The following is a 22400-nucleotide window of genomic DNA, read 5'->3' on the forward strand; positions in this document are numbered from 1 at the left end:
GGTGCGTGAGTTCCTCGTCTCCAACCTCGTGGTGGTGCTGCGGAAACGGGGCTGAAGCTATGTCATTGACAGAAGCCTCCGGTACTGACTGCAGATAGTTTGCAATGACAGGGACGTTCCTTCCCAGAGATCGAAGAGTCGAGGCCGTTGCCCCGCACAGAATCTTCATTCACGATTCCTGATTGCGAATGCCGACCCTTCATTGCAAGTGTTTTGCAATGAAGATTCACAATGAGGCTCTCGCCTTTTGACATGACCGGAAGACAAGTCCACCCCCCAGGGACCAAGGTCAACCTGGGGGGTGGAAGTTACTCAGCGGGGCCTACTTGTGAGCCTCGATGCGCTCCTTGAGCTTACCCAGCTGCTCGTGCACCTCGGTGGGAACACGCGGGCCGAGGAAGGCGAGGTACTCCTCGTCGTCGGCGACGTCGCGGGCCCAGTCGGCGGACGGTGCGGTCAGAGCCTCCTGGACGTCCTCGAGCGGGGTGTCCAGACCGGTGAGGTCCAGGTCCTCGACGCGGGCGGTCTGACCGGCGACGGTCTCCTCGGCGCCGACCTTGCCCTCGATGCGCTCGACGACCCACTTGAGTACGCGGGCGTTGTCACCGAAGCCCGGCCACAGGAAGCGGCCGTCCTCGCCGCGGCGGAACCAGTTGACCAGGAAGATCTCCGGCATGCGGTCGCCGCCGTCCTTGCCCATGTCGATCCAGTGCTGCAGGTAGTCACCGGCGTTGTAGCCCATGAACGGCAGCATGGCCATCGGGTCGTGGCGCAGGGAGCCGACCTTGGCCTCGGCGGAGGCGGCGGTCTGGCCGGAGGCCAGGGTGGCGCCGATGAAGGTGCCGTGCTCCCAGTCGTAGGCCTGGGTGACCAGCGGGACGGTGTCGGCGCGGCGGCCACCGAAGAGGATGGCGTCGATCTTGACACCCTTGGGGTCGTTGTACTCCGGTGCGGCGACCGGGCACTGCTCGATGGCGACGCAGTAGCGGGAGTTCGGGTGCGCGGCGTTGGTGCCGGACTCCGGGGTCCACTCGTTGCCCAGCCAGTCGATGAGGTGGGCCGGCTTGTCGCCGTCCATGCCCTCCCACCAGACGTCACCGTCGTCGGTCAGTGCGACGTTGGTGAACAGGGTGTTACCCGGCTCCATGGTCTCCATGGCGATCGGGTTGGAGGCGTAGTTGGTGCCCGGGGCGACGCCGAAGAAACCGTTCTCCGGGTTGACGGCGTAGAGGCCGTCCTCGCGCAGCTTGAGCCAGGCGATGTCGTCACCGACGACCTCGGCGGACCAGCCCTCGATGGTCGGGGTGATCATGGCGAGGTTGGTCTTACCGCAGGCGGACGGGAAGGCGGCGGCGATGTTGTAGCTCTTGCCCTCCGGGGAGTTGAGCTTGAGGATGAGCATGTGCTCGGCCATCCAGCCCTCTTCCTTGGCCATGACGGAGGCGATACGCAGGGCGTAGCACTTCTTGGCCAGGATGGCGTTGCCGCCGTAACCGGAGCCGTAGGACCAGATCTCCTTGGTCTCCGGGAAGTGGGTGATGTACTTGGTGTCGTTGCACGGCCACGGCACATCCTCCTCGCCCGGCTCCAGCGGGGCGCCGACGGAGTGGAGGGCGTGGACGAAGTCACCGTCGGTGCCGATCTTCTCCAGGGCCTCCGCGCCCATACGGGTCATGATGCGCATGGAGAGCACCACGTAGGCGGAGTCGGTGAGCTGGACACCCAGCTTGGGGTCCTCGTCGGTGATGGGGCCCATGCAGAAGGGGACGACGTACATGGTGCGGCCCTTCATGGCGCCGCGGAAGACCTCGGTCATCTCCTTCTTCATCTCGGCCGGGTCGGCCCAGTTGTTGGTGACGCCGGCGTCCTCCTCCTTCTCGGAGCAGATGAAGGTGCGGGACTCCACGCGGGCGACATCGTCCGGGTTGGAGCGGGCGAGGAAGCTGTTGGGGCGCTTCTCCTCGTTGAGCTTGATGAGGGTGCCTGCCTCGACCAGTTCCGCGGTGAGACGGTCCCACTCCTCCTGAGAGCCGTCGGCGAAGACGACGTTCTCCGGCTGGAACAGCTCCACTGCCTCTGCGATCCAGGAGAGGAGCTTCTCGTTATCGGTCGGGGCCGGGCCGACGAGGCCCTTGATCTCGGTGGTCATATGTTCTCCTGACGTTGCGGCAGAGTTTCCTCTTTACAGGTTATCCATTAAATCGCGGTTGCGGCGGGCTGACCGGTTAAGCGAGAAGTGTCACATGTCATAACCAGCCCTTTTCACCGTGTTCGATCCAGTGCCACCCGGCCTTTTCCAGGGATGTCCCGGGGTTTCCCGCCCCACTTTCGGGGGTGGTATCGTCCGCCAAACCCCACGACAGGGGTGTTACGGCAGGCGCCACTTCGGGGTCAGGTACAGCCAGTCCCCAGGCTGCGCGGTGCGGATCGGTGGTGAACACGTCCACTCCCCCATCGGCGTGGACCGAGGAGATGTGGTCGATGATGCCGTCGCCGTCGAGGTCCGCGTAGACGGTCATCCCCTCCGCATCCGCGAGGGTGACGGCGTCCCCCGGCTCACCCTCCAGGTGGAACTGGTCATCACCGAGCTCCAGGCGCAGATCCCCCGACCCAGCGAGGGCCTCCAGTCCATGCAACATCACAGTTCCTCCGAAACTTGTCGTCGTAGCCAGGCGGCAGGGGCGCTGGGGCGGGTGCGCAGGCGGGCGGTCTCCTCGCGGAGCCAGGCCCGCCGTGCTTCTCGACGCCCCGTCCACCACCGCATCCCGCCCACCGTCACCGCCGCCGCCACGCCCACGGCAGGCGCGGTCTGCGCGGCCGCCAGCCCCGCCACCGCGCCCAGAGCCACGGCCTGGGCGGTGACCTCCCAGAAGACCGGTGGGCTCCCCGGGGTCACCGGGCGGCGCCGCTCCAGGTGATCGGCTGCCCGCAGCCAGGTCCCGGGGCGGGGCTCGGGCACGGCGACCGGGCGCCGCAGGGCGGACCACACGGCGTCGAGCTCGGACTGCCCGGACCGCAGGACCTGGCCGGGCACATCGGCCGGCAGCGGCGCGGTCGACACGAGGCGCCCGCAGCGGCGGGCCGCATCGCGCAGGGTGGGGTGATCGGCGGCGTTCCAGCCCCCGGGCGGGGCGACGGCCAGGACCACATCCACGTGGGGGTCGTTGACCACCTCGCATCCCGGCAGCTCAACCACCGGGGAACCGGGGCCGATCACCGCCACGCGGGGCACCCCACGCGCGGGAAGATCGGGACCGGCGATGGCAAGCAACTCGCCTGCCACGGCGGGGTGCCGGGAGGCCAGGGCGCGGAGCTCGCCGGCGAGGAGGCGGGAGCGAGCGTCGATAAGCGGCAGTTCGGGGCACCGGGCAGGAAGTTCCGGGACAACCAGAATGACCTGCGGCCCCGCCGCGATCCGCGAGCGCAGCGCGGCGGTGAGCGGGCCGGGGTGGATGAGCACCACGATGTCCGCGCCCGGAGTGAGCACCGGCCAACGGACGCAGACCTCCCGCACGGGCCAGCCGGGCAGCGGGACCGGGCCGTCGAGGGTGCAGGCGCCCACGCGCGGCGGGCCGGTGAGTTCGAGCAGGATCCGCCGCAGGGCCAGGCCCACCGGGCAGCCGAAATCCCGCTCCTGCGCCCAGTCCGCGGCGCGGATGAACATCTCCGGAGTCTCCACCGGCCCTCCCCCCGTGTCGTCAGGCTCATCCTCACCCACGCGTTCCCGGCGCGCAACCGGGGCCGGAAAATTGAAGTTTGCCCACGACAGGGGGAGAATATGAACGATGACTATTTCTGATTTTTCCGATGACCAGCGCCCCCTCGGCGACCTCCCGGCCGGCCGGCCCCTGCAGACCGATTTCGGTGATGACGGCCGCGACTACCCGCGCCTGGGAGCGGTGAGTTTCCGCCGCGGCACGCTCACCGACAACCAGGAGAAACTCTGGGAGGAGAACTGGCCGCGCCTGGGACGTGTGCTGGCCGACGAGCGCCTCGACCTGGAGGAGTGGTTCGGCCGCGAGGCCCCGACGATCCTCGAGATCGGTTCGGGCACCGGCACCTCCACGGCCGCGATGGCCCCGCTGGAGGCCGACACGAACATCATCGCCGTGGAGCTGTACAAGCCGGGCCTGGCGAAACTGCTCGGTGCGGTGGTGCGCGGCGGCATCGACAACATCCGCATGGTGCGTGGCGACGGCGTGGAGGTCCTGGCCCGCATGCTGCCCGAGGCCTCCCTCGACGGGGTCCGCATCTTCTTCCCGGACCCGTGGCCGAAGGCCCGCCACCACAAGCGGCGGATCATCCAGACCGGCACGCTGCACCTCATCGCCACCCGCCTCAAGCCGGGCGGCGTCCTCCACGTGGCCACCGACCACGCCGGTTACGCCGAGTGGATCACCGAGCTCGTTCACACCGAGCCGCTGCTGGAGTACCGGGGCTGGCCGTGGCCGGAGTGCCCACAGTTGGTCGACCGCCAGGTGATCACCAAGTTCGAGGGCAAGGGCCTGGACAAGGACCACACCATCACCGAATTCCTGTGGCAGCGCACCGCCGAAAATTCCTGATTTCTTCTGCATAAAACCGAAAAGAGTTTTCCCGTGAGCGATCTTCACGAATCCACCCACCAGTACGGCGCCCAGGAGGCACCCGGGCCGGAGAACCTGCTTCTCGTCTGGGACGCCCCCAACCTGGACATGGGATTGGGTGCCATCCTCGGCGGGCGCCCGACCGCCGCCTACCGCCCGCGTTTCGACGCCATCGGCCGCTGGATGCTGGCCCGCGCCGGCAAGCTCTCCCATGAGACCGGCAGCCGCGTGGAGGCCGAGGCCACCGTGTTCACCAACGTCACCCCGGGCGGCGCGGATGTCATCCGCCCCTGGGTGGAGGCGTTGCGCAACGTCGGTTTCGCCGTCTTCGCCAAGCCGAAGACCGACGAGGACTCCGACGTCGACCCGGACATGCTGGCGCACATCCGGCGTCGGCACGCGGAAGGGGTGCTGCGCGGGCTGGTCGTCGCCTCCGCTGACGGGCAGAACTTCAAGGAGACCATCGACGAACTCATCGCCGAGGGGCTGCCCGTCACCGTCATCGGCTTCCACGAGCACGCCTCGTGGGCGGTGGCCTCGGAGACGATCGAGTTCATCGACCTCGAGGAGATCACCGGTGTCTTCCGGGAGCCGCTGCCGCGCATCAGCCTCGACCAGCTTCCCGACGAAGGCGCCTGGCTCCAGCCCTTCCGTCCGCTGTCAGCACTGCTCGCCGGCCGCAACCACTAGGAGGGCCCATGTTCGAGAAGTGGGGACATTTCTCCTACCGGCACCGCCGCCTGGTGCCGCTCATCGTCATCGCCGCCATCCTGGCGGTGTACGCCATCTTCGGCACCCAGCTGGGCAACCGGATGAGCCAGGAGGGCTGGGACGACCCCGGCTCCAGCTCGACGGCCGCCGCCCACATCGAGCAGGACGTCTTCGGTCGCGACAACTCCGGCGACGTCATCCTGCTCTTCGAGTCCGCGGACGGGCGCCCGCTCAATGACCCGGCGACGTTCGGGGCGCTGGCCTCGCACCTGGAGTCCCTGCAGGAGCAGTACCCGGACGAGATCATGCACGTCACCAGCTACTTCGACACGCGCAACGCGCAGCTGATCAACGAGGACGGCACCCGGGCCTTCGCCGCGATCGGGCTGCGTGGTGACGGCGAACAGACACTCCGCGATTTCCGGGCCATCGAGGACTCCCTCGTCGACGATTCCCTGCCCGCCGAGATCCGGGTCGCCGGCGCGACCGCTGTCGCCGATTCCCTCGACGACGGCATGGCCGGGGACATCGTCCGCGCGGAGGTCATCGCCCTGCCGGTGGTGGCCGTGCTATTGCTGTTCGTCTTCGGCTCCGCCGTCGCCGCCCTCATGCCGCTCATCGTGGGCATCCTCTCCATCGCCGGTTCCCTCGGCGTGCTCTCGGTCCTCGCCGGGCTCACCCAGGTCAATGTGTTCGCCCAGTCCGTGGTCACCCTCCTGGGCCTGGGCCTGGCCATCGACTACGGCCTGTTCATGGTCTCCCGTTTCCGCGAGGAGCTGGACAAGGGGGCATCCGTGCCCGATGCCGTGGGCACGACGACGGCCACCGCCGGCAAGACGGTGGTGTTCTCGGCGGCGATGGTGGCGGTCGCCCTCTCCGGCCTGCTGGTCTTCCCGCAGGCCTTCCTCAAGTCGGTGGCCTACGGCGCGATCTCGGCGGTCGGCCTGGCCGCCCTGCTGTCGGTGACGGTGCTGCCCGCCCTGTTCGGCATGCTGGGCCGCAACATCGACAAGTGGACCGTCCGGCGCACCAAGCGCACCGCCCGCCGCCTGGAGGACACCGTCTGGTTCCGCCTCCCGGGCTGGGCCATGAAGCACGCCAAGCTGGTCACCGTCGCCGTCGCGGGTCTGCTCATCGCGCTCACCCTGCCACTGGCGGGTGTGAAGTTCGGCGGCATCAACGAGACCTACCTTCCGCCGAGCAACGACGTCCGCGTCGCGCAGGACGACTTCAACGACACCTTCCCCGCCTTCCGCACCGAGCCGGTGAAGCTGGTGGTCACCGACGCCACCGATCAGCAGCTGGTGGACATCTTCGTGCAGCTGCGCGACATCGAGGGCCTCAGCTCCCAGTTCACCCCGGACCACGGCACGGTCGACGGCACCACGGTGCTCTCCGCCGGTATCCAGGACCGCGACCTCAACAGCTCGGTCGTCGATCAGCTGCGTGCCATCGACGTCCCCGAGGGGGCGAACGTCCACATCGGCGGCACCCCGGCGATGGAGATCGAGTCCATCGAGGCGCTCATGGAGAAGCTGCCGTGGATGGCGCTCTACATCGTGGTGGCCACGTTCATCCTCATGGCGCTGGTGTTCGGCTCGCTCATCCTGCCGGCGAAGGCGATCATCATGACCGTCCTGGGCCTCGGCGCCACCCTGGGCATTCTCACCGCCATGTTCGTCGGCGGTGTCGGCGCCGACCTGTTCAACTTCACGCCCGGCCCGCTCATGTCACCGGTGCTGGTGCTCATCGTGGCCATCGTCTACGGCCTGTCCACAGACTACGAGGTCTTCCTCGTCTCCCGCATGGTCGAGGCCCGGGACAGAGGCAGATCGACGGACGACGCCATCCGCTACGGCACGGCCCAGACCGGGTCGATCATCACGGCGGCCGCCCTCATCATGATCGTCGTGGCCGGAGCCTTCGGCTTCTCCGAAATCGTCATGATGAAGTACATCGCCTTCGGCATGATCTTCGCCCTGGCCATCGACGCCACCATCATCCGCATGATGCTCGTCCCCGCGGTCATGCACCTGCTGCGCGAGGACAACTGGTGGGCCCCGCGCTTCATCAAACGCGCCTACGAGAAGATGGGCCACAGCGAGGAGCTGCCGCCGGTACCCGCCCCCGCCCCGACCCCGGCGACACCGGAGCCCGAGGTGGGCGAGGAGGTGCTGCTTAACGACGCCGCCGTCCTCGCCGACGACGAGGAGGCCGCCCGCGGCGGCCGCACCACCGCGGAGGATGAGGAGCTCATTCCTTTCGCGGAGCTCATGGCCCGTCTCGAGGCCGACCGGAACGGCCCCCGCCAGCTGGGACGCTGAGCATGTGGCGCTGGGTGCGCTGGCTGGCCCCGCTGGTGGTGCTCATCATCCTGGGGCTGATGTTCCGGGACCAGATGCCGTTCATCGGCGACGGCGTCCGCCGGCTGCGCGACGCCTCCCCGTGGGCGGTGGTGGCCGCCGTGGCCTGTGCCCTCGTCTCCATCGTGGCGATGGCCGAGGTCATGCGCCTGCTGCTGGGCTCCGGCGGCACCCACGTCCCGCTGCGCGACACCACCGCCATCACGCTGGCCTCCAACTCCTGGTCGACGTCGCTGCCCGGGGGCCCGGCGTTCTCGGCGGTACTCACCTATCAGGTGCAGCGCTCCTGGGGTGCCAGCCGCCTGCTGTGCGGCTGGTTCTTCGTGCTCAGCTCCGCGGTGTCCACGATGTGGCTCGTGGTCATCGGAGTGGCCGGCGTCTTCTTCCTCGGCGCCGACGTCAACGTCTTTTCCCTCCTGCTCACCCTGGCGCTCATGACGGCGCTGTCCTGGGCGCTGTGGTGGGCCGCCAACCACCCCGCCACCCTGGAACGCTGGGCCCGGCAGCTGCTGACACGGCTGTCACCGGACAAGGTCGAGGCGGTGGTGGATCAGATCCACCAGCTCGAGACCGTACGGCTCAACCGAAGGCGCTTCGCCCTGGTGGCCGGCTGGTCACTGCTCAACCGCGCGGCCGACGTGCTCACCCTGTTCCTGTGCGTCTGGGCCGTGACGGATTCCGCGCCGGCCGTGGCGGGGGTGCTGCTGGCCTACACCACGGCGAAAATCGCGGGATCCGCCCAGGTGACCCCGGGCGGGCTGGGGACGGTGGAGGCGGCGATCATCGCCGTCCTCGTCGCCGCCGGTCTCACCGCCGTCGACGCCACCGGCGCAGCCCTGGTCTACCGCCTCGTCTCCTTCGCGCTCATCACCGCCGTCGGGTGGGTGGTCTACTTCCTCCACTACGCGCGCAGAGGTGTCCACGCCAGGGGTTAGGCTGGAGGGCATGAACCGCTCCACCGCTCTGCTGGCCGACGTCGTCGCCATCGCCGCCTTCGCTCTCTTCGCCCGCATCGCGCACCAGACCGATGACATGCCGTTGAACGTCCAGGGGTGGCTGTCCACCTGGTGGCCGTTCCTCCTGGGCGTGCTGGTGTCCTGGGGGCTCATCGTCGGTCTGAAGCTCGACGGCCACCGGGTGTTCCCGGCCGGGATCATGACGTGGGCGGTCACCGTCGTCGTGGGTCTGGGCATCTGGGCAGTGCGCAACGGCGCACTCCCCCACTGGTCCTTCATCCTCGTCGCCACCCTCATGTCCGGCCTGCTGCTGCTCGGCTGGCGCGGGCTCGCCCGGTGGTCCCGACATGCAAAAACCGCCTCCCCGTGACGGGGAGGCGGTGACTGCACGACAGTTTAAGCCTGGATGGAGTGGCTCATCTGGTTGGCGATCATGAAGATGAGGCCAAGGATGTCGGTGACGAGGTCTGCGGCCATGCTCAGCATAGGGATCTCCTTCAGACAGTTGATGGGCAGTGACAACAACTACATCGTCTCACAGTAACCGATTCGTTACATAAAGATCTACATCGGCATGATCGTGTGCTTCTTCGGCAGGTCCACCTCGACCTTGGTCGCCATCTGCCGCACCGCCTGCCGCAGCGCCAGGCGGGTCTGGCTCGGCTGGATCATCGCGTCGAGGTAACCGCGCTCAGCGGCCACATACGGGCTGGTCATGTTCTCGTCGTAGAAGTCCATGAAGATCTTCTTCAGGTAGTCACGCTGCTCCGGCGGGGCCGCCGCGAGCTGCTTGCCCTGGATCATCACCACCGCCGCCGCGGAACCCATGACGGCGATCTGCGCGGTCGGCCACGCCAGGTTGATGTCACCGGTGAGGTTCTTCGAGCCCATGACGGCGTAGGCGCCGCCGTAGGCCTTGCGGACGATGAGCGTGATCTTCGGGACAGTCGCCTCCACCAGGGCGAACGCCAGCTTGGCGCCGCGGTGGATGAGTCCGGCCTTCTCCTGCTCCACACCCGGCAGGTAACCGGGGGTGTCCACGATGAACACGAGCGGGATGTTGTAGGCGTCGCAGATACGGATGAAACGCGCCCCCTTGTCCGCTGCATCGGCGTCAATGCAGCCGGCGAAGTGCATCGGGTTGTTGGCCACGAAGCCGACGGCGCGGCCGTCGATACGCCCGAAGGCGGTGATGAGATTCGGGGCGTAGTTGGCCTGGATCTCCACCAGATTGTCGTCGTCGCCGAGCAGGGGCAGCAGATCGAGCATGTCATAACCGGCGTTGGAGTCGTCCGGCATGAACAGGTCGAGTTCCGGGGCCTGGGCGACCTCCTCGTCCGACGGGGCGCCGAAGACCGGGGCGGGATCATGGCAGGTCAGCGGCAGGTGATCGAGCAGATCTCGGACGAAGTCGAAGGCCTCCTCCTCGCTGGGCAGGACGGCGGAGATGTTGCCGTTGAGCTCCTGCTGACGCGCACCACCCAGTTCCGCGGAGGTGACGTCCTCACCGGTGACCTCGCGGATGACGGCGGGGCCGGTGACATACATCTCGGTCTGTCCCTCGACGGCGATGACGAAGTCCGTCGTCACCGGGGCGTACACCGCGCCACCGGCGGACTTGCCCAGCATGATGGAGATCTGCGGGCTACGGCCCGACAGCGGCAGCTGGCGCCGCGAGATCTCCGAGTACATCGCCAGGGAGGTCACCGCATCCTGGATGCGGGCGCCACCGGAATCCTGAATGCCGATGATCGGGCAGCCGATCTTGATGGCCATCTCCATGACCTCCACGACCTTGCGGCCGAAGGTCTCACCGACGGAACCGCCGTAGACGGTCTTGTCGTGGGCGTAGATGCACACCGGGCGGCCGTCGATACGCCCGTACCCGGTGACCACACCGTCCGAGTAGACGGCATCCTCGACACCGGGGGTCTTGGCCAGGGCGCCGATCTCGACGAAGGAGCCGTCGTCGAGAAGCGCCGCGATGCGCTCGCGCGGGGTCGTCTGCCCCGCCTCGTCACGCTTCGCACGCGCCCGCTCACTGCCCGGATCGCGGGCGCAGTCGAGCCGGGCCCGCAGATCAGCGAGTTTGTCGGCGGTGGTGGTGTCGGTGGACGTGTCAGTCACAGATCACTCCAGTTCATCAATCCGCTTGGCCATGTGCGCACCGACGACGCCGATGGCCGGCTCGTCGGGCACTGCGAGGTGATCGCCCTTGAGCTGGACGATGTCAAGGTCGTCCACGATAGCCGACCATCCACCGTCCGGGTCAATGTGGGCATAACGCGGCTCCAGTTCGATGGCACCCTCGTGCATGCCCTCGGCGCGGAAGAGCAGCACCGGCAGCTTGACCTCCGCCCACCGGGCGAAGTCGAGCTTGTCCAGGATGCGGTTGTCCACGAAGCTGGCGCGCTGGTGCTCGAGAACACCGGCTGCCAGACCGTGCTCGGAGGCGTCGGTGGTAGCCAGGAACTGCTCGAGCATGCCGAGCATGGCCTCCTCACCGGCGGTCTCCAGCAGTTCGAAGGGCACGGGGAACTCCAGGCCGTAGGTGCGCTTGGCGAAGTCGCTGTAGCGCTGCCAGCGGGCCTTCGTCTCCTCCATCGTGTCCGGGATGGGCTCCGAGGGCTGCACCGTGTCCAGCAGGGCGATGTAGGCGACCTCGACGTCGGTGTCCTTGAGCTGGGCGGCCACCTCATAGGCGAGCGCACCACCGAAGGACCAGCCACCGAGGATCACGGGGCGACCCGCGGAGTACTCACGGATCTCCTCCAGGTAGGCGGCGGCGCGCTCCTCGAGGGTGCCCTCCAGGCGCTCGACGCCGTAGACCGGGACATCCTCCGGCAGGCGGCGGGCCAGCGGCAGGAAGACCACGGACGAACCACCGGCCGGATGGAACATGAACACACTCGGCTTGGTGGAACCCTCCGGGCGGGCGCGCAGCACGCGGATGTTGCCTTCGACCTCGGTCTCCAGGAGATCACGCACGACGTTGGCCACCGGCTCCAGGGTCTCGGCCTGGGCCACGACCTCCGGATCGATCTCGGCGCCGACGCGCTCGGACAGTCGCTCGGCGATCTGCTGCGCCGTCTCGGCGGAGATCCCCGGCAGCTGCGAGGTCACACCGGCCGGGGCACGCCCGGTGATGGTGGCCCAGGTGCCGAAGACCATGCGCTCGGCGGCATCACGCGGTGCCACGCCGACGCCCTGGGGCGGCGCCAGTTCCGCGGAGTCCCGCACGTCGGTCGCGGCCTCCTCGACGGCATCTGCGGAGACGACGGGCTCGATGAGGGGGGTGGCGGTGGACGTGGCGGCGACCGCCTCCTCCACGATGCGGACCACATCGGCGACGGAGGCGTCGCGCAGGGCCTGCACCTGCAGTGGCGGGATCTGGAAGTCGTTTTCCACCCGGTTCTTGATGCGCATGCCCATGAGCGAGTCCAGGCCGAGGTCGATGAGCGGCAGCTCACGCGGCAGGTCATTGACGTCATAGCCCATCGACTCGGAGACGATGGCGCGCAGGCGGTCCTCCACGGTCTCGCCGGAAGCCGGGTCCCAGCGCAGCTCTGCGACCTCGAGTGCCTCCTCCGGGAACTCCTCGGCGGCGGAGGCCTGCGGCGCCTGCACGCCCGGCACTGCGGCGGGTGCGCCGAGGGCGAGGGCGGTGGCGAAACCCTCCGCCAGCAGGGTGGTGGTCCCGGTGTCGGAGACCCCGTGAACGGTGATGGTCAGTCCGCCGATGCTGCGCTGCACCACGGTGGTGATCTCACCGTTGACCGGCAGCATCTGGTGTTCCTCGGCGGCCACGAGCTGGGCGCCGGGCTGCACGGACTCGGCGGCGCGCTCGAGCAGTGCCAGGGCGGAGGGGACGAGGTCGGCGGTCGTCGAGAAGCCGATGATGCCGTTGGGCATGGTGACACGCTGGCCCGGCAGGTCACCGGCCCGGTTGCTGGACGGGCGGGCGTTCGTCCAGTAGCGCTGGTGCTTCCACGTGATGGACGGCGCGGGAAGGACCTCACCCGGGCCGTACACCAGGGAGAAATCGACGGGGGCGCCGGCGGTGTAGAGCTTGGCCAGCAGGTCGCGCAGGGACTCGACCTCGCTGACCTTGCGCTTGAGGGTAAACAGCAGCTGCGCGTCGGGCTTGCCGACGGAGAACGCGGTGTTCATCATGCCCATGATCGACACGGGGTTCGGGGCGATCTCCACGAGCGTGGTGTGCCCGGCGGCGAAGGCCTGCTCCGTGGCGTCCTGGAAGTAGACGGGCTGGCGGGTCATGCGCAGCCAGTAGTCGGTGTCGTGGACGGTGGCACCCGGCTGGTGGGTCACACCGCGGTCGACGGAACTGATCAGCGGGGTGTGCAGCGGCCGCGCCGTGATGCCCGCGGTCTCGAAACCGAGCTCACCGAGCAGCGGCTCCACCGCCGAGGTGTGCCCCGCCCCCTTGACGTTGAGCAGGCGGGCGAACTTTCCTTCGGCCTCGAGCTTCTCGACGAGCGCCGTGACCTGCTCCCGCGGTCCGCCGACCGTGGTCATGCCGGGACCGGCGTACACGGCGGGCTCGATGTTCGCGAACGCCTCGTCGGCGTTGAGTTCCACCAGCGCCTCGGTGGACAGTTCGACCACGGCCATGGCGCCGAGCTGGTCCTCGGGCAGGGACTTCTCGCCCTCGCCCATGAGGCGGGCGCGGTGGCAGGCGATCTGGAGCGCATCCTCGGCGGTGAGGCCGCCGGCGGCGTAGGCGGCGGCGATCTCACCCATGGACATTCCCATGACGGCGGCCGGGCGCGCGCCGAAGGCGGCGAGCAGATCGGTCAGCGCGATCTGGATGGCGGTGATGGCGACCTGGGCGGTCTCGGTGTCGTAGGTCTGCTCGTCATCGCCGACGATCTCCAGGACGGACCAGCCGGACTCGAACTGGACGCGCTCGTCGAGCTCCTCGAGGCGGGCGCGGAACAGCGGCGAGGCGGCGACCAGTTCCTTGACCATGAGGCGGTGCTGGGAGCCGAAGCCGGAGTAGACGAAGACGGGGCCGGTGGCGGAGGGGGCGTCCGCGGCGGTGATACCGACGGAGACCTTGCCCTCGGCGACCTGACGCAGGCGCTTGACGGCCTCCTCCACGGTGCCGGCGCTCACCACGGCGCGGGAACGACCGTGGTTGCGACGGGCCAGGGAGCGGGCCACCGGCACCAGGTCGGCGTCGGAACGCTCCTGCAGGAAATCCGCCAGGTCGGCGGCTGCTTGTCGACGTCGCGACGGCAGCAGCCCACTCACCGGCAGCAGCGCGGATGCGGCGTCGGGAAGCTGTGCCTCGGTCGCAGGGGCGGACTCGTAGTCGGCCCGGTCGAAGGAGCTGACGACCACGTGGGCGTTGGTGCCACCGAAGCCGAAGCCGGAGACACCGGCGAGCTTGCGGCCGGAGTACTCGGGCCACTCGCGGGGATCCTCGACCACCTCGAGACGCTCGGCGTCGAAGTCGATGAAACGGTTGGGGGCGGCGTAGTGCAGGGACGGCGGGATGACCCCCTCGCCGATCGCCTGGACGACCTTGATGAGGCCGGCGGCACCGGCCGCGGACTCGGAGTGGCCGATGTTGGACTTCACCGAACCCAGCAGGGTCGGGTGGGACGGCGCGCGGCCCTCACCGAGGACAGCGCCGAGCGCCGTGGCCTCGATGGGGTCACCGAGGATGGTGCCGGTGCCGTGGGCCTCGACGTAGTCGACCTCGGCCGGGTCGACGCCGGCGTCCGCGTAGGCGCGGGCCAGCACGTCGATCTGGGCCTCCGGGTTGGGGGCCGTCAGGCCGTTGGAGTGGCCGTCGGAGTTGATGGCCGAACCCTTGACCACGGCGAGGATGGAGTCGCCGTCGGCAAGCGCGTCCGCGACACGCTTGAGCACGACCACCCCGGCGCCGTCGGCGCGGATGAAACCGTCGGCGTCATCGGAGAAGGCGTGGATGTGGCCGGTGGGGCTGAGCACGCCCAGTTCCCCGAAGGCCGTGGTGACGAACGGGGAGGCGAGGATGTTGACGCCACCGGCGACCGCCACGTCCGCGTCACCGTCGCGCAGGGCGCGCACGGCCTGGTGGATGGCCACCAGCGAGGAGGAGCACGCCGTGTCGACGTTGACGGAGGGGCCGCGGAAGTCGAAGGCGTAGGAGATGCGGTTGGCGATGATCGAGCTGGCCGTACCGGTCAGCGCATAGGGGTGCGCCTCCGCCGGGTCGGCGGTGATGAGCATGCCGTAGTCGTTGTTGGAGGAACCGAGGTAGACACCCACCGACTCCCCGCGCAGCGTGTTCGCGGGGATATGCGCGTTCTCCAGGGCCTCCCAGGTCACCTCGAGCATGATGCGCTGCTGCGGGTCCATGTTGGCGGCCTCCAGCGGCGAAAGCCCGAAGAACTCGGCGTCGAAGTTCGCCAGATCCGGAAGATAACCGCCGGTCAGCGGCTGCTCCGCCATCTTCGCGGACATGACCTCCTCGGAGGCGTACTCGGACCAGCGGCCGATGGGCAGGTCACCGGTGCCGTCGCGCCCTTCCACGAGCATGGACCAGTACTCGCCCAGGGTGCCCGCCCCGGGGAAACGGCCGGCCATACCGACGATCGCGATGTCGTGGGTGCCGGGGGTCCGTTCGACACCGCTGTGCCGGGGCAGGGAACGCTCGCGGGAGGCGGGCTCGCCGTCGACGAGGCGCTGGGCCAGGGCCTGGATGGTGGGGTACTCGTAGGCGATGGTCGCATCGAGCGGCACGCCCAGCAGATTCTCCAGTTCACCGGAGAGGACCACCGCGTCGCGTGAGGAGAGGCCGAAGTTCTCCATCGGCTTGGTATCGGTGATCTCCTCCGACGCCAGCCCGGTGACGTTGCCGACCCAGTCGCGGAGCCACCCACGCAGCTCCTCGACGGTCATTGTCACGGTCGCCTGGCTCTCACTCATTGGCACGGTCTTCCTTTTCCTGCTCTGGTCCAGCACCCACAATCAGTTCGGAACACTATCGACTGTGCGCACCCTGGCCGTTACTTTCTGCTGCTCGGACTATCCGCGCTCGGCGAGATAGGACTTCTGGATCACCCGACGCGCGATCTTGCCGGCGGAGGAACGCTGGATCTCATTCGGCCCGACGAAACGGATGTCGGCCGGGGTGACGCCATGAGCGGAGGTGACGGCTCCGCGGATCGTCTCCACGGCTGCGGCGTCACCGGATTCGTCGGCCTTGTCGTCGCGCTCGATGACGAGGACGAGCTGCTCGGTGGAGTCGGCGGCCCCCTCATCGGCGGTGACGGAGAAGGCGGCGACGGAGTCGGGGCGGACATGCTCGGAGGCGTTCATGACCGTGAACTCGATGTCCTGCGGGTAGTGGTTGCGGCCCGCGATGACGATGAGGTCCTTGAGGCGACCGGTGATGTAGGTCTCGCCCTCGACGATGGCGCCGAGGTCGCCGGTGGCCAGCCAGCCGTCGTCCGGGGTGTCCGCGTCGACCCGGGACTCCGGCAGACGCTCGCCGAGAGTGTTGGCGAAGGTCTCGGCGGTCTCCTCCTCGCGGCCGAGGTAGCCGGCCGCCAGGTTGTCACCCTTGACCCACAGCTCGCCGATCTGGCCGTCGGGCAGCTCGGCCCGGGTCTCCGGGTCGACGATGGTGAGGTTCTGCGGCTTGACCACCTGGCCGTTGGAGGCGAAGGCGACGGCCAGCTCGGAGCCCTTCTCCACGAACTCGACGACACCCTCGGCGAGCTTCTCACGGTTGAAGTAGGAGATGACCGGGCGGTCCTTGGTCTGCGGGGTGGTCACCAGCAGGGAGGCCTCGGCCAGGCCGTAGGAGGGGCGCAGGACGTTGGTCTCCAGGCCATGATCGGCGAAGGCCTCCTTGAAGGAGTCGAGGGCCTTCTCGGTGATCGGCTCGGAACCGATGATGATGCCGTCCAGGGCGGACAGGTCGAGAGTCTCGCCGTCCTGCGGCTTGCCGTAGCGGGCGGCCAGCTCCAGCGCGAAGTTCGGGATGACGGTGTAGACGGAGACACCCTCATCGGAGTCGCGGCGGTTGAGCTGATCGACCCAGCGCTTCGGCTGCTGGATGAAGTCCCGCGGCGCCATGATCTCGTTCGGCAGACCCAGGATGGTGACGAAGAGGGCGAGGATGATGCCCATGTCGTGGTGCAGCGGCAGCCAGGAGACCAGACGCAGCGGCATGCGCAGGCGGGCGGCGGTGAAGATCTGCAGCACGTTGGTGAGGATCGAGCGGTTGGTCAGCTGCACGCCGGCCGGGACACGGGTGGACCCGGAGGTGTACTGCAGGAAGGCGGGCTGATCGACCGGCATCGTCGACATGGACGCCATGAGCTGCTGGCCCTGCAGCGTCATCATCGGGTTCATGTAGGAGGACGCGAGGGTGTCGGGCAGGGAATCCACGGACAGGATGCGGGGACGCTCGCGGGAGGGGATCTCCGCGAAGTGCTCACGCACGGCGGCGGCGGAACCGGAGTTGGTGAGCACGAAGGAGGGCTGGCAGTCGGCGAAGACGGCCTTGAGGTGATCCGCGTGACCCGGCTCGGAGGGGTCATAGAGCGGCACCGGGGTCATGCCGGCGTACAGCGCCCCGGCGAAGCCGAAGATGTACTCCGGGGAGTTGTTGGCCAGGATCGCGACGCGGTCGCCGATCTTGCCCACCTGCTGCAGGCGTGCGGCGACGGCCTTGATGCGGGTGTTGATCTCGGTACGGGTGTAATCGACCGGAGTTCCCTCGCGGGATTCGGAGAAGTCCCAGAAGCGCAGGCACTGTCGTTCGCCGCCACCGAGCTGGAGGTCACCCTGGTACATGAGCTCGGCCAGACCCGCGAGGGTCAGCTGAGGTGCCAGGACGATCTCGCCCTTGTCGTTGAAGAACTGGCTCATCGCCGCTTGCAGGTCCATTTTTCTCCTCGTGGTCTACCCGTGGATGGAGTGTCCAGGGATGAAAGATCGTTCCGGCTAATCTCTTTGTGCCAACCTAACAGAGCAGGCACACGTCTAGTTAGTCCCGGTTTGTGATGGTTCCGTTACCGAACAGAGTACCCGGGTGCCCCTGCCATCGGGGCACAGGATCATCTGTTGATGAGGTCAGTGGCCCATTCGACGAGCCAGGCGTTGGTGGTTGTCCCGGGGATGACGTTCGGGTTGGTGGCGTACTGTGCGTGCACCCCGTTGGCGGCGGCGAGCTCGTGCGCCCTCTCGATCGCATTGCCGATCTGCCGGGGGGCGTCACAGATGCTGTCGTTGGGGGCGCAGATGTCCCACACCCGGTCCTGGAGCTCCCCGAAGCCACCGACGCGCGGGCCGCGCATGGTGGCCCCCGGCACGATCGGCTGGACGAGCAGGTTGAGGGGCTGGAGTGCCACCTCGGCACCGACACCGGCGACCTGGGTGCCGGGAACCTGGCCCACACCAGGTTCCCTGCGGCCGTCCGCGACCAGGGCGACACCCCTGATGCGGTCGGCCGGCACCACTCCGCTGCCCTGGCCGATCTGGTGGGCGACGTCCCCGAGAATCACCGCGCCCTGCGAGAACCCCGCGAGGATGAAATCGGTGTACGGGCACTCGTCGTGCATGGTGACCAGTTCGGTCTCCAGGACGCTCTGGCCCTCCTGGCGCGAATCGTCATAGCTCATCTCGTGCTGCGCCTGGACGGAGCGGAACTGCGCCGTGTACGGCAGGGTCCACACCTTGACGTCCTCGGCGGGGTAGCGCTCCTGGAGCGGACGCGTGACCGAGAGCATGAAGCTCCACTCGTTCGCGGTCGGATGGATCGGATCATCACCGGCCGCCGATTCCCAGGTACCCGGTGCCGAGATGACCTCGACATCAGGACACCACTCGGGCTGGAGGAGTTCGGTCGGTTCGGGAACACCCGGCGGCAGCGGCACGTCCTCGCCGGACTGGAGGAACCGGAAGGTTCCCACGCCGACGAGGAGGACCAGGACGAGGACCGCCAGGATGGTGAGGATCTTGCGCATGGGGGGAGACTAACAGTAGGAGTCGGTGGCAGCGGTCTCGATGATCTCGACCACGTCCTCGACAGGCTTGTCCGTGCGGCCCTGCTCGATGAGCTGGCCGGCGACGGCGGGCAGGGTGGAGCGGTTGAGGTCGCTGTCTCCTCCATCACAGACGGTGGAGGCGGTGCCGATGAGCTGATCCTCGACGCCGTCGACGTCGATCTCCGCGTCACTGATGGCACCGAGGTAGCGGACATCCTCCGGGGTCCGCGGGAAGGCGGCCTCCGGAACCTCATCGACTTCCCGCGCCGCCTGATCCTGCGGCTGCGGCTCGGCCGGGCGGGGCCGGTCGACCGTCTCTGGCTCCTCTTCCGGGGTGGTGGACTCGGTGGTGCTCTTCTTCGGGGCACGCTCGAGCGGAGCGACGGAGGTCGGCGACGAGGCGTCGTCCTCCACCGTGGCGTCCCCGCAGGCGGTGAGCGAGAGAGCACCGACGAGTGCGACAGCAATGAGTCCGAACCGGCGCACTAGCTGGTCCTCTCCTGAATGATGCCGTTGACCTGGCGGATGGTGCCGTTGCGGAACTCGACGACCTCACCACCGGCCGGGATGTTGGCGTGATCGGCGGTCGGGTACCCGAACTTGCCCTGCTCATATCCCTGGGAACCCCAGTGGCTGAAGATCGCACCGTACTTGATGTAGTGCGCCCCGGTGTCCGCGGACCAGTAGATGTTGCCGTTGTCGAACTCCTGGAAGGCGCCGCCCCGGATGGCCCGCTCACTGCCCTTGGGGAAGCCGAGTTCGGAGTTGACGGTGTCCAGCTCCCGGTACTTGTCGCCGATGGCACTGTGGACGATGCGTGCCTCGCCCGCGGCGTTGGTGGCGATGACACCCTTCTCGAATTCCTGCACCTGGCCGCCGTTGACGTCCTTCGGCTCGGAGGTCGGGTAGCCGAGGGAGCCGCGCTCCCAGTTGTCCGCACCCCAGACCGCCATGGTGGCGGCGGGCACCTCGAAGGCACCGGTGGCGGCGGTCCAGTAGATGGAGCCGTGCTCGAAGTGGACGAATCGGCCCTTGCCGTCCGGGGTGGCGGTCTCACCCGTGGTCGGGAAGCCGAGCCAGGAGGCGGGTCCGCCGATGTGGTGGTAGCGGGCGTTGATGCGTCCGTGCAGGGCGTGGGCACCGGTGTCCGGGGACCAGTAGGCGACACCGTTGCGGAAGTCCTGGCGCATGCCGTCCTCGACGGGGTACTCGTTGTTGACGCAGGAACCGATGACGCCGGACTTGGTGGCCTCGGCGATGGCACCGACCGGGGCGCAGTCGGGGCCGCGGTCATCGGCCGACAGGCCCATGGCGTTGGCCATGTGCGGCCAGGCCTGGGTCATCTCGAACTGCCAGTAGGGCCAGGAGTGGACGCCGGAGGGACGGAAGTGGACGATCGGCTGGACACCCTCGGCGCGGGCGTGGCGCACGAAGGTCTCGGAGGACATGCGGGAGATCACCTCGAGGCCCACACCGGCGAGGTTGGCGGGGTTGGTGGCCACGGAGTCGGACTGGCCGTAGTCGTCGCGGCCGGAACCGGCGGAGACGTAGACCTTCATGTCCTTGAGGGCACCGATACCGGTCTTGGGGTCGTGGTTGATCCAGTCCTGGCTGCCGGGCTGGCCCCACATCCGGGTGCCGTCGTAACCGCCGGCGTCACGCTGGGCGGCGAGGATGGCCCGCGGCATGCCGGTGGAGGTGGTGTCGAGGTAACCGGAGAAGGAACCGACGAAGTCGAAGAAGTGCGGGTTGCGCTGCGCGAGGTTCATGGCGGCGGTGCCACCCATGGACAGTCCGACGATGGAGCGGTCCCGGTTGGAACGGAAGCCCTGATCCAGGATGGGGATCAGTTCGTCCATGAGGAAGGACTCCCACTTGTAGTGCTTACCGTTGTCGGGCTGCTGCCAGTCCGAGTAGAAGGAGGACTCGCCGCCGATCGGCAGAATGACGTTGACGTTCTTGTCGGCGTAGAACTGCTCGATGTTGGTTTCGATGGTCCAGCCGGAGTCGTCGTCGCGGGCGCGCAGACCGTCGAGGGCCCACACCTCGGCGAAGGTGCGCTCCGGGGAGGAGTGCCAGTCTCGGGCGAGCAGGAGCTGCACCTGGATGAGTTCCTGCGGCATGGCGGCGGAACGGATGAACAGCGCGACGCGGCGGTTGGTGATCCACTCCATGCGTTCCACCTCGACGCCGTCCGGGAGGTTGTCGATGTCCGGGTACTCCGTGCGGATCGGCTCGCGCTGCGGAGGGTCCGTCGGGCGGATGGAATCAGACAGGTCACTGCTGCCGGGCAGGGAGCTCTGGGCCTGGGCCGTCGGAGCCAGGGTGACGCCGAGGGCCAGGGTGGTCGGTACGACGACAGCGGCGAGCCAGGGGCGCCGGCGCTGCGGGGAACGGGATGCGGTGTCGCGCATGGTGTGGGTCCTTGTGGGTTCGCGGTCGTGTGCCCCGGCGTGGCTCGGGTCCGGGTGGTGCCCGGGGGTTCCCCTCCCCCGGGATGCGCGTGTCGACGCCCACCCGTTCCCGACGTCGTACGCCGGTGCATGTCTGTTCAGTTGTTCTCGCCGTGGGGCGTGCTCAAGTTTAAGTAGAACTTGAGACTTTATCGTAGGGCGCGCCGAGAAAAAGTGCGAAACCCCGGAAGGAGATCCTTCCGGGGTGTCGGTGCCAGGTGGTTACCAGGCGTTCATGACGTCGAGGACGCGCGGCTTGGTCTTGTGCAGCTGGTCCCCGAACTGGGTCCAGTTGTGGATGCCGGTCGCCGGGTAGTCGGCGGTGACGTTGAGACCGGAGGCGCGGGCCTTGCCCTCCCACAGGTGGGTGGACACGCGGGCCAGCATCTCCAGCGGAGCGCCGGACAGCTGCAGGTTCACCGGGTAACCGGCGTCCTGCGGACCCGGGATACCGGTGGCGGCGGAGATGTAGACGTCCTTGCCGCGCAGGCCCTCCATGTTGAGGAAGGGGTCGTTCTCGAAACGACGCGGGCTGATGACGCTGCCGTACATCGCGTTGATGTTGAAGCCGCCGGCGTCGAGAAGCGCGACACGCATGAGGGTCTGCATGCCCGGCATGGTCTGGGTGAGGTAGCCCGACCAGGACATGGCCTGACGGAACTGGCCCGGGTGCTTGGCGGCCAGGTTGAGGGCCGCGGTGCCACCCATGGACAGACCGGCGATGGAGTTGTTGTCCGGCGCCACACCGAAGTGCTGCTGCAGGTACGCCGGGAGCTCAGAGGTGAGGAAGGTCTCCCACTGGTAGGTGACCGGGTTGTTCAGGTCATAGGTGGCCGGGTTGTCCCAGTCCGCGTAGAAGGAGGCGGCGCCACCGACGGGCATCACGAGGGTGATGTTGGAGTCGGCGTAGAGGGCCGGGGCGTTGACGTCCACGGTCCAGGCGTTGGCGTTGTTGGTGGCCCGCAGACCATCGAGCAGGTAGAAGCCTGCGTTGCCGCCCCGGCCGGCCGGCTGGATCTGAACGGTGACGTCGGCGCCGGTGGAGGCGGACCAGACGTTACAGCGCTGGACCCAGTGGGCGACGGGATCCCAGGAACAACCCGGGCGCAGCCAGCCACGGTGGTTGGCACTGGCTTCGCCGGCACCACCGACGACCATGATGGCCAGGGCGGTGGCGATCGCGGTGACCAGCACAACGATCTTCCGGCTCACGCTGCGGGCTCCGGTGATGACGGACATAATTCTCCTCGGCTTGGCGTACTTCTACGGGACTATCGACCGCGCCCGCCAGTTCGTTACCAACCGCGCGTTCGTGCAACAG

15 protein-coding genes are annotated in these 22400 nt (G+C 68.1%); 5 read left to right on the forward strand and 10 right to left on the reverse strand.

Annotated elements, in window-relative coordinates:
* Positions 1 to 322: 322 nt before the first annotated feature.
* The 3 genes from Q4F73_RS00755 to Q4F73_RS00765 all read right to left on the reverse strand — a co-directional run bounded on the left by Q4F73_RS00755 (position 323) and on the right by Q4F73_RS00765 (position 3679).
* Positions 323 to 2149 (reverse strand): phosphoenolpyruvate carboxykinase (GTP), encoded by a 1827-nt coding sequence (locus Q4F73_RS00755; protein ID WP_303357436.1) that lies wholly within the window; start codon positions 2147 to 2149, stop codon positions 323 to 325.
* 97 nt (positions 2150 to 2246) lie between these two features.
* On the reverse strand, positions 2247 to 2639 hold the full coding sequence (locus tag Q4F73_RS00760; RefSeq protein WP_303357437.1) for a hypothetical protein: 393 nt from the start codon (positions 2637 to 2639) through the stop codon (positions 2247 to 2249).
* The gene (locus Q4F73_RS00765; RefSeq protein ID WP_303357438.1) at positions 2639 to 3679 is read right to left on the reverse strand and encodes a hypothetical protein; all 1041 of its coding nucleotides are present in this window, start codon (positions 3677 to 3679) and stop codon (positions 2639 to 2641) included. Before Q4F73_RS00765 ends, Q4F73_RS00760 begins: the two co-directional genes overlap by 1 nt.
* Before the next feature lie 106 nt (positions 3680 to 3785).
* Here Q4F73_RS00765 and trmB point away from each other — a divergent pair, with 106 nt between their 5' ends.
* Genes trmB through Q4F73_RS00790 form a run of 5 tightly spaced genes read left to right on the forward strand, consistent with a single transcriptional unit; the run spans position 3786 to position 8986 of the window.
* Positions 3786 to 4565: a tRNA (guanosine(46)-N7)-methyltransferase TrmB gene (gene trmB / locus Q4F73_RS00770; protein ID WP_303357439.1), complete on the forward strand. Its 780-nt coding sequence runs from the start codon at positions 3786 to 3788 to the stop codon at positions 4563 to 4565.
* 33 nt (positions 4566 to 4598) lie between these two features.
* A complete protein-coding gene (locus Q4F73_RS00775; protein WP_303357440.1) occupies positions 4599 to 5276 on the forward strand; it encodes an NYN domain-containing protein in 678 nt (225 codons plus the stop codon).
* 8 nt (positions 5277 to 5284) lie between these two features.
* Positions 5285 to 7621 carry an MMPL family transporter gene (locus Q4F73_RS00780; RefSeq protein WP_303357441.1) on the forward strand — a complete coding sequence of 779 codons (2337 nt, stop codon included), beginning with the start codon at positions 5285 to 5287 and terminating at the stop codon, positions 7619 to 7621.
* A gap of 2 nt (positions 7622 to 7623) precedes the next feature.
* Complete coding sequence (locus tag Q4F73_RS00785) at positions 7624 to 8595, forward strand: YbhN family protein (RefSeq protein WP_303357442.1); 972 nt, start codon at positions 7624 to 7626, stop codon at positions 8593 to 8595.
* 10 nt (positions 8596 to 8605) lie between these two features.
* On the forward strand, positions 8606 to 8986 hold the full coding sequence (locus Q4F73_RS00790) for a DUF3054 domain-containing protein (protein ID WP_303357443.1): 381 nt from the start codon (positions 8606 to 8608) through the stop codon (positions 8984 to 8986).
* A 194-nt stretch (positions 8987 to 9180) separates the two neighbouring features.
* Here Q4F73_RS00790 and Q4F73_RS00795 read toward each other — a convergent pair whose 3' ends face one another.
* The 7 genes from Q4F73_RS00795 to Q4F73_RS00825 form a co-directional block, all read right to left on the reverse strand.
* On the reverse strand, positions 9181 to 10743 hold the full coding sequence (locus Q4F73_RS00795; RefSeq protein ID WP_303357444.1) for an acyl-CoA carboxylase subunit beta: 1563 nt from the start codon (positions 10741 to 10743) through the stop codon (positions 9181 to 9183).
* 3 nt (positions 10744 to 10746) lie between these two features.
* The gene (gene pks13, locus Q4F73_RS00800) at positions 10747 to 15555 is read right to left on the reverse strand and encodes a polyketide synthase Pks13 (protein WP_303357445.1); all 4809 of its coding nucleotides are present in this window, start codon (positions 15553 to 15555) and stop codon (positions 10747 to 10749) included.
* A gap of 99 nt (positions 15556 to 15654) precedes the next feature.
* Complete coding sequence (locus Q4F73_RS00805) at positions 15655 to 17526, reverse strand: FadD32-like long-chain-fatty-acid--AMP ligase (protein ID WP_303357446.1); 1872 nt, start codon at positions 17524 to 17526, stop codon at positions 15655 to 15657.
* Positions 17527 to 17696: 170 nt separating this feature from the next.
* Positions 17697 to 18605, reverse strand: a complete 909-nt coding sequence (locus tag Q4F73_RS00810) for a cutinase family protein (RefSeq protein WP_303357447.1) — start codon at positions 18603 to 18605, stop codon at positions 17697 to 17699.
* Positions 18606 to 18614: 9 nt separating this feature from the next.
* Positions 18615 to 19112 (reverse strand): hypothetical protein, encoded by a 498-nt coding sequence (locus Q4F73_RS00815; protein WP_303357448.1) that lies wholly within the window; start codon positions 19110 to 19112, stop codon positions 18615 to 18617.
* Positions 19112 to 21040: an alpha/beta hydrolase-fold protein gene (locus tag Q4F73_RS00820; RefSeq protein WP_303357449.1), complete on the reverse strand. Its 1929-nt coding sequence runs from the start codon at positions 21038 to 21040 to the stop codon at positions 19112 to 19114. The genes Q4F73_RS00815 and Q4F73_RS00820 overlap by 1 nt, the downstream gene beginning before the upstream one ends.
* A 261-nt stretch (positions 21041 to 21301) precedes the next feature.
* Entirely contained in the window at positions 21302 to 22318 is a 1017-nt protein-coding gene (locus Q4F73_RS00825) for an alpha/beta hydrolase family protein (RefSeq protein WP_303357450.1), read from the reverse strand.
* Positions 22319 to 22400 lie beyond the last annotated feature (82 nt).

This window comes from Corynebacterium sp. (assembly GCF_030535495.1).
Lineage (GTDB): Bacteria > Actinomycetota > Actinomycetes > Mycobacteriales > Mycobacteriaceae > Corynebacterium.

Bases quoted from the DNA above. Each gene is read 5' to 3' on its own strand.
- Q4F73_RS00755 (WP_303357436.1), bottom strand. From the start codon at position 2,149: ATGACCACCGAGATCAAGGGCCTCGTCGGCCCGGCCCCGACCGATAAC.
- Q4F73_RS00760 (WP_303357437.1), bottom strand. From the start codon at position 2,639: ATGTTGCATGGACTGGAGGCCCTCGCTGGGTCGGGGGATCTGCGCCTG.
- trmB (WP_303357439.1), top strand. From the start codon at position 3,786: ATGACTATTTCTGATTTTTCCGATGACCAGCGCCCCCTCGGCGACCTC.
- Q4F73_RS00780 (WP_303357441.1), top strand. From the start codon at position 5,285: ATGTTCGAGAAGTGGGGACATTTCTCCTACCGGCACCGCCGCCTGGTG.
- Q4F73_RS00785 (WP_303357442.1), top strand. From the start codon at position 7,624: ATGTGGCGCTGGGTGCGCTGGCTGGCCCCGCTGGTGGTGCTCATCATC.
- Q4F73_RS00790 (WP_303357443.1), top strand. From the start codon at position 8,606: ATGAACCGCTCCACCGCTCTGCTGGCCGACGTCGTCGCCATCGCCGCC.
- pks13 (WP_303357445.1), bottom strand. From the start codon at position 15,555: ATGAGTGAGAGCCAGGCGACCGTGACAATGACCGTCGAGGAGCTGCGT.
- Q4F73_RS00805 (WP_303357446.1), bottom strand. From the start codon at position 17,526: ATGGACCTGCAAGCGGCGATGAGCCAGTTCTTCAACGACAAGGGCGAG.
- Q4F73_RS00810 (WP_303357447.1), bottom strand. From the start codon at position 18,605: ATGCGCAAGATCCTCACCATCCTGGCGGTCCTCGTCCTGGTCCTCCTC.
- Q4F73_RS00820 (WP_303357449.1), bottom strand. From the start codon at position 21,040: ATGCGCGACACCGCATCCCGTTCCCCGCAGCGCCGGCGCCCCTGGCTC.
- Q4F73_RS00825 (WP_303357450.1), bottom strand. From the start codon at position 22,318: ATGTCCGTCATCACCGGAGCCCGCAGCGTGAGCCGGAAGATCGTTGTG.